At 58.6% G+C, this 6,494-nt stretch carries 4 protein-coding genes and 1 riboswitch; of the genes, 1 reads left to right on the top strand and 3 read right to left on the bottom strand.

Annotated elements, in window-relative coordinates; all coding sequences use genetic code 11:
* Positions 1 to 139: riboswitch (FMN riboswitch) on the bottom strand. This riboswitch is flagged as partial in the annotation.
* Positions 140 to 260: 121 nt separating this feature from the next.
* Positions 261 to 530, top strand: coding sequence for a ubiquinone biosynthesis accessory factor UbiK (ubiK, locus tag ACW14G_RS13005; RefSeq protein WP_163447868.1), 270 nt, complete (start codon positions 261 to 263; stop codon positions 528 to 530).
* A gap of 108 nt (positions 531 to 638) precedes the next feature.
* Here the strand turns inward: ubiK and hldE are convergent, their stop codons facing one another.
* Genes hldE through ACW14G_RS12990 form a run of 3 tightly spaced genes read right to left on the bottom strand, consistent with a single transcriptional unit; the run spans position 639 to position 6,283 of the window.
* Entirely contained in the window at positions 639 to 2,072 is a 1,434-nt protein-coding gene (gene hldE, locus ACW14G_RS13000; protein WP_167574996.1) for a bifunctional D-glycero-beta-D-manno-heptose-7-phosphate kinase/D-glycero-beta-D-manno-heptose 1-phosphate adenylyltransferase HldE, read from the bottom strand.
* Between the two features lie 47 nt (positions 2,073 to 2,119).
* Positions 2,120 to 4,960 carry a bifunctional [glutamate--ammonia ligase]-adenylyl-L-tyrosine phosphorylase/[glutamate--ammonia-ligase] adenylyltransferase gene (glnE, locus tag ACW14G_RS12995; protein ID WP_249022723.1) on the bottom strand — a complete coding sequence of 947 codons (2,841 nt, stop codon included), beginning with the start codon at positions 4,958 to 4,960 and terminating at the stop codon, positions 2,120 to 2,122.
* 21 nt (positions 4,961 to 4,981) lie between these two features.
* Positions 4,982 to 6,283 carry a CYTH domain-containing protein gene (locus ACW14G_RS12990; RefSeq protein WP_249022722.1) on the bottom strand — a complete coding sequence of 434 codons (1,302 nt, stop codon included), beginning with the start codon at positions 6,281 to 6,283 and terminating at the stop codon, positions 4,982 to 4,984.
* Between the last annotated feature and the right edge of the window lie 211 nt (positions 6,284 to 6,494).

Below are 6,494 nucleotides of genomic sequence, written 5' to 3'. Positions count from 1 at the left end.
CCCATCCGGACTTTAACCGTCGGCCCCGGAATTACACCGGATCTGCTGACCTTCCTGAATTCACAAGAAGCGCTCGCGGGCTTTCAGCCGTAGCTGATTTACCGCCGGTGGGGAATTTCGCCCCGCCCTGAGAATAAGCGCACTCACTATAACGCTAATGACTATCTTCGGCAATGCATAAGCTTCGAACAATTCTGGTTTATCGTATGGGGAGAAGACACTACAATAGCAGTAATGCCGACAGAATCAGGGAAACAGAGATGATCGACCCGAAGAAAATTGAACAAATCGCCCGCCAGGTCCACGAATCCATGCCGAAAGGTCTGCGAGAGTTCGGGGATGACATTGAGAAGAAAGTTCGCCAGGTGATCCAGTCTCAGCTGACGCGCCTTGACGTCGTGAGTCGTGAAGAGTTTGACGTACAAACGCAGGTATTGCTGCGCACGCGTGAAAAGCTGGCGCTGCTGGAACAGCGGATTAGCGAGCTGGAAAACCGCGACACGGCGCCAGTTGCTGAAGAAAAAGAGTAAGTCGAACGGCCCCTCACCCCGACCCTCTCCCCAAAGGGGCGAGGGAGCAAACCGAGCGGTCCCCTCTCCCTACGGAGAGAGGGTTCGGGTGAGGGGAAGCGCGAAGCGTTACTTCCCGCTATCCTTCTGAATCTTCTTAATAATATTGGTCGTTGAGCAACCATCTTCAAAGTTCAGCACCAGCACTTCACCACCGTTCGCCCACACTTCTTCGCTACCGGCAATTTGTTCTGGCTTATAGTCGCCGCCCTTCACCAGGCGATCCGGCAGGATCCCGGCAATCAGGCGCTGCGGCGTATCTTCTTCAAACGAGACCACCCAGTCTACCGACTCCAACGCACCCAGCACGATCATCCGCTGATCCAGCGGGTTTACCGGGCGAGACTCGCCCTTCAGACGCTTGGTTGACGCATCGCTGTTGACCGCCACGATCAGACGATCGCCCAGCTTGCGTGCGTTCGCCAGATAAGAAACATGGCCCGCGTGCAGAATATCGAACACGCCATTGGTCATCACCACTTTCTCACCGCGACGACGCGCGGCAGCCACCGCGTGCTTAAGCTCTTCTTCACTCATCACGCCAAAACCGGTATCCGCACGACCGCGCACGGCGTTTTCCAGCTCGATAGGCGAAACGGTTGACGTCCCGAGTTTACCCACCACGACACCCGCGGCGGCGTTAGCGAAGAAACAGGCCTCTTCCAGTGTCTTACCGGAGGCCAGCGTCGCCGCCAGCACGCCAATCACCGTATCACCCGCGCCGGTCACGTCGTACACTTCCTGCGCCTGAGTTGGCTGATGCAGCGGCGCTTTGCCTGGCTGCAGCAGCGTCATGCCCTGTTCGGAGCGAGTCACTAATAACGCGGCAAGATCGAAATCGGCAATCAGCTTCATGCCGCGCTCAACCAGCTCTTCTTCGTTTTTACATTTCCCCACTACCGCTTCGAACTCGGACAGGTTCGGCGTCAGCAGCGTCGCGCCGCGATAGCGTTCAAAATCAGTCCCTTTCGGGTCGATCAATACCGGTACTTTCGCCTGACGCGCCAGCTTAATCATCTGCTGCACGCTTTCCAGCGCGCCTTTGGCGTAGTCGGAAAGCACCAGCGCACCGACATTAGGCAGGCTGCTCTGAATGCGGTCATGCAGCGGCTGTGGATCCACGCCAGCAAACCCTTCTTCAAAATCCAGACGAATGAGCTGCTGGTTACGTGACAGCACGCGCAGCTTGGTGATCGTCGGGTGCGTCGGCACCGAGACGAAATCACATTTGACGTTCACGTCGGCCAGCGCTTTGTTCAGCGCGCGCGCCGCGTCGTCAATACCGGTCAGGCCCACGAGACGAGAATTTGCGCCCAGAGAAGCAATGTTCATTGCCACGTTCGCCGCGCCGCCAGGGCGTTCTTCGATGGTCTCCACCTTGACCACCGGCACCGGGGCTTCCGGGGAAATACGGCTGGTTGGGCCATACCAGTAGCGATCCAGCATCACATCGCCAACCACCATTACTCCTGCACGTTCAAATTCCGGCAGCGTCACTTTCATTCGTGTCTCCTGAGAGAATCAAAATTTTCGCGCGATAATAGCACATTTCACGGTTGAACCAGCCACTTCTGCCAGCTGGCGCTCACCAGTTCGCGCTCTTTTACGAAGCTCGCCAGGTCCACATTGCCCGGCAGCTCCTGAAGCGCCAGATGATGCAATGCATCGCGAAGCGTGGTGTAAGCGCGGGTTAACGCCTGCGCTTCCTGCTCATCCATAATGTCGTTTTGCGCCAGCAGCTCGAGGATGCGCACGTTATCCGACCAGCGTGTCAGCTTCGGTTTCTCGTGAGCGTAGCGCAGCACCAGATACTGGGTGATAAACTCAATATCGGTGATACCGCCAGCATCGGTTTTAATGTCGAAACGGTCGCGCTGCTTGCCGCCGAGATGAGCGCGCATTTTTTCCCGCATCTCGCGGACTTCGGTTTGCAGCGCCGCGCCGTCGCGCGTATTGGTCAGGATCTGACGACGGATCGCGTCGAACTGCTGCTGAAGCTGCGGATCGCCATACACCACGCGGGCGCGCACCAGGGCCTGGTGCTCCCAGGTCCACGCTTCGTTCTGCTGATAATCGGCAAACGCTTCGGCGGTGGTCACCAGCATCCCGGCCGCCCCGGATGGGCGCAGACGGGCATCCACTTCATACAAAATACCGGACGAGGTGCGGGTGCTGAACAGGTGCATAATGCGCTGTGCCAGACGTAGGTAGAACTGGCGACCGTCAATTTCGCGTTCACCGTCGGTCATCGCATCCATCGGGCAATCGTGCAGGAACACCAGATCGAGATCCGAACTGTACCCCAACTCCCAGCCGCCCAGCTTGCCATAGCCAATCACCGCAAAACCGCGACCGGAGCGTTCACGCAGGTGGGTCGGCTGGCCGTAGCGCGCCACCATTTGCACCCACGCCTGCTGCACCACAGCGTCAATCATCGCCTCAGCCAGCCAGGTTAAGTGGTCACTGACCTTCATGACCGGCAGCGTGCCAGCGATATCGGCCGCCGCAATGTGCAGCAGCTGCGCCTGTTTAAACTGACGCAGTGCTTCCAGCTGTTGCTCTTCGTCTTCTTCCGGCACGCGCAGCAGATACTGGCGCAGTTCGTCGCGATAGGCGTCGGTAGCCGTCGGCTGGTACAGCGTGTTCGGGTCGAGCAGTTCGTCCAGCAGCAGCGGATAGCGCGCCAGCTGGCTGGCCACCATCGGCGAAGCCGCACACAGGCGAATCAGGTGCTTCAGCGTACCGGGGTACTCGCTCAGCAACTCCAGATAGGTCGTTCGGGTGACGATGCCGCTCAGCAGCGGCGTAATGCGCGACAGCAGCACCAGCGCGTCCTCGCGGGCGCACACTTCGCTGAGCAGATGCGGCATCAGTGAATCCAGCACCTGACGGCCGCGCGGGCCGATGGTGCGCTTATCCAGCTCTTTGCGAAAATCGGCAATCTGCGACAACACGCGATGACGATCGTCGTCGCTCAGATGAATCAGCACAGCCGGTGAATCATCCTCCTGCAGCGTGTCCTGCCACAGTTCACGCCAGGACTCCGACAGCTGCTCTTCCTGCGAACTTTCTTCATCGTCGCCGATAAGCTCGTTAAACACCCGTCGCACCTGCGCCATCAGCGCATCCAGCCGCTCCGTGAGCGTCTCCCAGTCGGCAAAATGCATACCCCACGCCAGACGCGCGCGGTTAAGATCGTCGCCGGGCAGCGTTTGCGTCTGCTCGTCGTTAATACTTTGCAGCAGGTTTTCCAGGCGACGCAGGAACAGATACGCTTCACGCAGCACCTGCGCATCGTTTTCTGACAGCAGATTGAGCGCCTCAATGGCGGTCAACGTCGGTAGCAGCGAACGGCTTTGCAGCGTAGGCTCGCGGCCACCGCGAATCAACTGGAAGACCTGAACGATAAACTCAATTTCGCGAATGCCGCCCGCGCCCAGCTTGATGTTGTCCTTCAAGCCACGACGACGTACTTCGCGGGTGATCATCCCTTTCATGTTGCGCAGAGACTGGATCACGCTGAAGTCGATATAGCGGCGGAAGACAAAGGGCCGCAGCATGGCGCGCAGCTCGCTAGTGTAAACACCGTCGTCATCGCCCATGATACGTGCTTTGACCATCGCATAGCGCTCCCAGTCGCGCCCCTGCTCCTGGTAATAATCCTCCAGCGCCGCAAAGCTCAGCACCAGCGGGCCGCTGTCGCCGAACGGACGCAGCCGCATATCCACGCGGTAGACAAAACCGTCCTGCGTAGGCTGGTCGAGCACTTTGATCAGGCGCTGCCCCAGGCGGGTAAAGAACTGGGCGTTATCCAGTTCACGACGCCCCCCCTGGGTGCTGCCATGCTCCGGCCAGGCAAAAATGAGATCGATATCAGAGGAGAAATTCAGCTCGCCGCCGCCCAGCTTACCCATACCCAGGATCAGCAGCGGCTGCGGAACGCCATCAGCGCTACACGGTGTGCCCCACTCGCGGCAGCAGGCGTCATACAGCCAGTTACGGGCGCTGACGATCAGCGTTTCCGCCAGGTGGCTAAGCTGTTGAAGCGTATCTTCTTCGGAAACCTGCGACAGCGCCTGCGACCAGGCGATGCGCACCATTATCCGCCGACGGAACAGACGCAGCGCGCGCATTAGCGCCGCTTCATCGTAAACCTCCGCCAGTTCGGCCTGTAGCCAGCCCGCGTATTGCCGCCATTCGTCCGCCTGCGGCGGCTCGCTTTCCAGCGACGCCAGCCACTCGGGGTGCGCCGTTAAACTTTGCTGAACAAAATCACTAAAGGTGAAAACAGCCTGCGCTTCGGTACTCAGCGCCCCAAGGGGAAAATCTTCCGGGGCGCGGTCCAGGAGCGTTTGCCAGTGCTGCTGTAACTGCGAAGAAAGCGGCGTCATACACGGGTTCCCTGAAGTTAATTAACGTTTGCCGCTGTGTAACCAGAACGGCTCAACCGACAGTGCCTCATTGCGGTAATGTTCAATTTCAATGTGCTGGCGCGTCTCGATGGCGTGACGCAGGCCCTGCCAGTTGGACAACCACTGCGCCGCCCGTTCGTAGTCGTAGTAACCCGACAGCAGCTGAACGGTATTGATGTCGCGCGTCAGACGCGGCAACTGATCGCTATAGCTATCCCCCAACGGATAGGCGAACGTCTTACGCAGCTCGGCAGCCTGACGGGAGAGGTGAATATCGGCAAAGCGTTTAAACGAATCGGCCAGTTTGGCTTCGGCTTTAGCATCGAGGAACGCCTGCCAGCCGCGCGTTACCAGCCACTCGGTGTAGGCCAGTTTGGTCAGCGCGGTTTCGCGGCTGAAGACCGCATCATGCACAGAGGCATCGCTTGCCATCAGCGCATCAACCTGGGTTAGCCCATCGCGCAGGCTGGCGCTGGCTTTACGCGGCACAATGCCGCCGAACAGCGTCAGAATATGACGTACCAGGCCCAGCGCGTTAACCACTTCGGTTTTCGCCTTTTTATTACCGCGCAGCCATAGCTCTTCGTGGTACTGCCAGTGCGCCAGCGCTTTTTCCAGCGCCGCCTCCATCGCCTGGCCTACCGTTGCCTTTGGCGGCAGCGTTAAAATCGTCAGCGCCTGCAGCTCTCGCGCCGGGTTACCCTGCGCCAGATGGTAGCCGCGCGCGGCTTTACTCAGGCTGCCCTGACGCAGCAGGCCGGTCTCGGCCAGCTGCTTCGCCAGCGCCAGCACGTCAGCGGTTTCACCACTCAGCAGCTCCAGTTCCAGTTCGCAAATGGCTTCCTGATGCTCGCCCGCTTTGACCTCGCCCTGATCCAGCGCGATTTCAATCTGGCTTTTGCCGTGCTTCACCACCCATTTTTCGCGGTAGAAGTCGGTGCTAAACAGCGGATTGACCTGCTCCGCCAGCCCTTGGGGCATTTCGCCGTTCGGCCACACTTCGGCAGGCAGTTTGTCGAGCGCCAGTTCGGGCGTACTGATGTCGATATTGTATTCCGGGCGCTGATGCAGGCCGCCCACGGTGCGACCGGCGATTTTCATGGTCATCTCGTAACGACCATTATCGCCGCGAATACGCAGCCCCATATCGTGGCGGCGCAGCCAGTTATCGGCAGTTTCGTAATAGATATTCAGCAACTGCCCCGGCGGGGTGTGCTCTGCGTTCAGTGTGTGAAGGTGGTTGCGCAGCGTCTCAACGCCAGCGCCATCGACGATAAATTTGAGTTCGATTTCTTGAGCCATGACTGAATTCTTATGGTTTCGTTGCCGGGAAATACCTTTACGGCGAACTTACAGGTATTCTTTTTGTCAGTAGATAGTATTTTGCGACAAATTGCCATGCAATGCGCAATTTGTCAGGCCAACAGCTGATGCAATTTTTCCTCCTGGAGGATTCCGATTGCCGCAGAATGCTTTGCGTCGTCAGACTGTTGCCACTACTATCGTTCCACTT

Source organism: Kluyvera sp., from assembly GCF_965301105.1.
This window is presented reverse-complemented; position numbering and strand designations above follow the sequence as displayed.

What these genes read in the sequence shown, in the direction of transcription:
- ACW14G_RS12990 (WP_249022722.1), bottom strand. Translation starts at nt 6,283, where the DNA reads ATGGCTCAAGAAATCGAACTCAAATTTATCGTCGATGGCGCTGGCGTT.
- hldE (WP_167574996.1), bottom strand. Translation starts at nt 2,072, where the DNA reads ATGAAAGTGACGCTGCCGGAATTTGAACGTGCAGGAGTAATGGTGGTT.
- glnE (WP_249022723.1), bottom strand. Translation starts at nt 4,960, where the DNA reads ATGACGCCGCTTTCTTCGCAGTTACAGCAGCACTGGCAAACGCTCCTG.
- ubiK (WP_163447868.1), top strand. Translation starts at nt 261, where the DNA reads ATGATCGACCCGAAGAAAATTGAACAAATCGCCCGCCAGGTCCACGAA.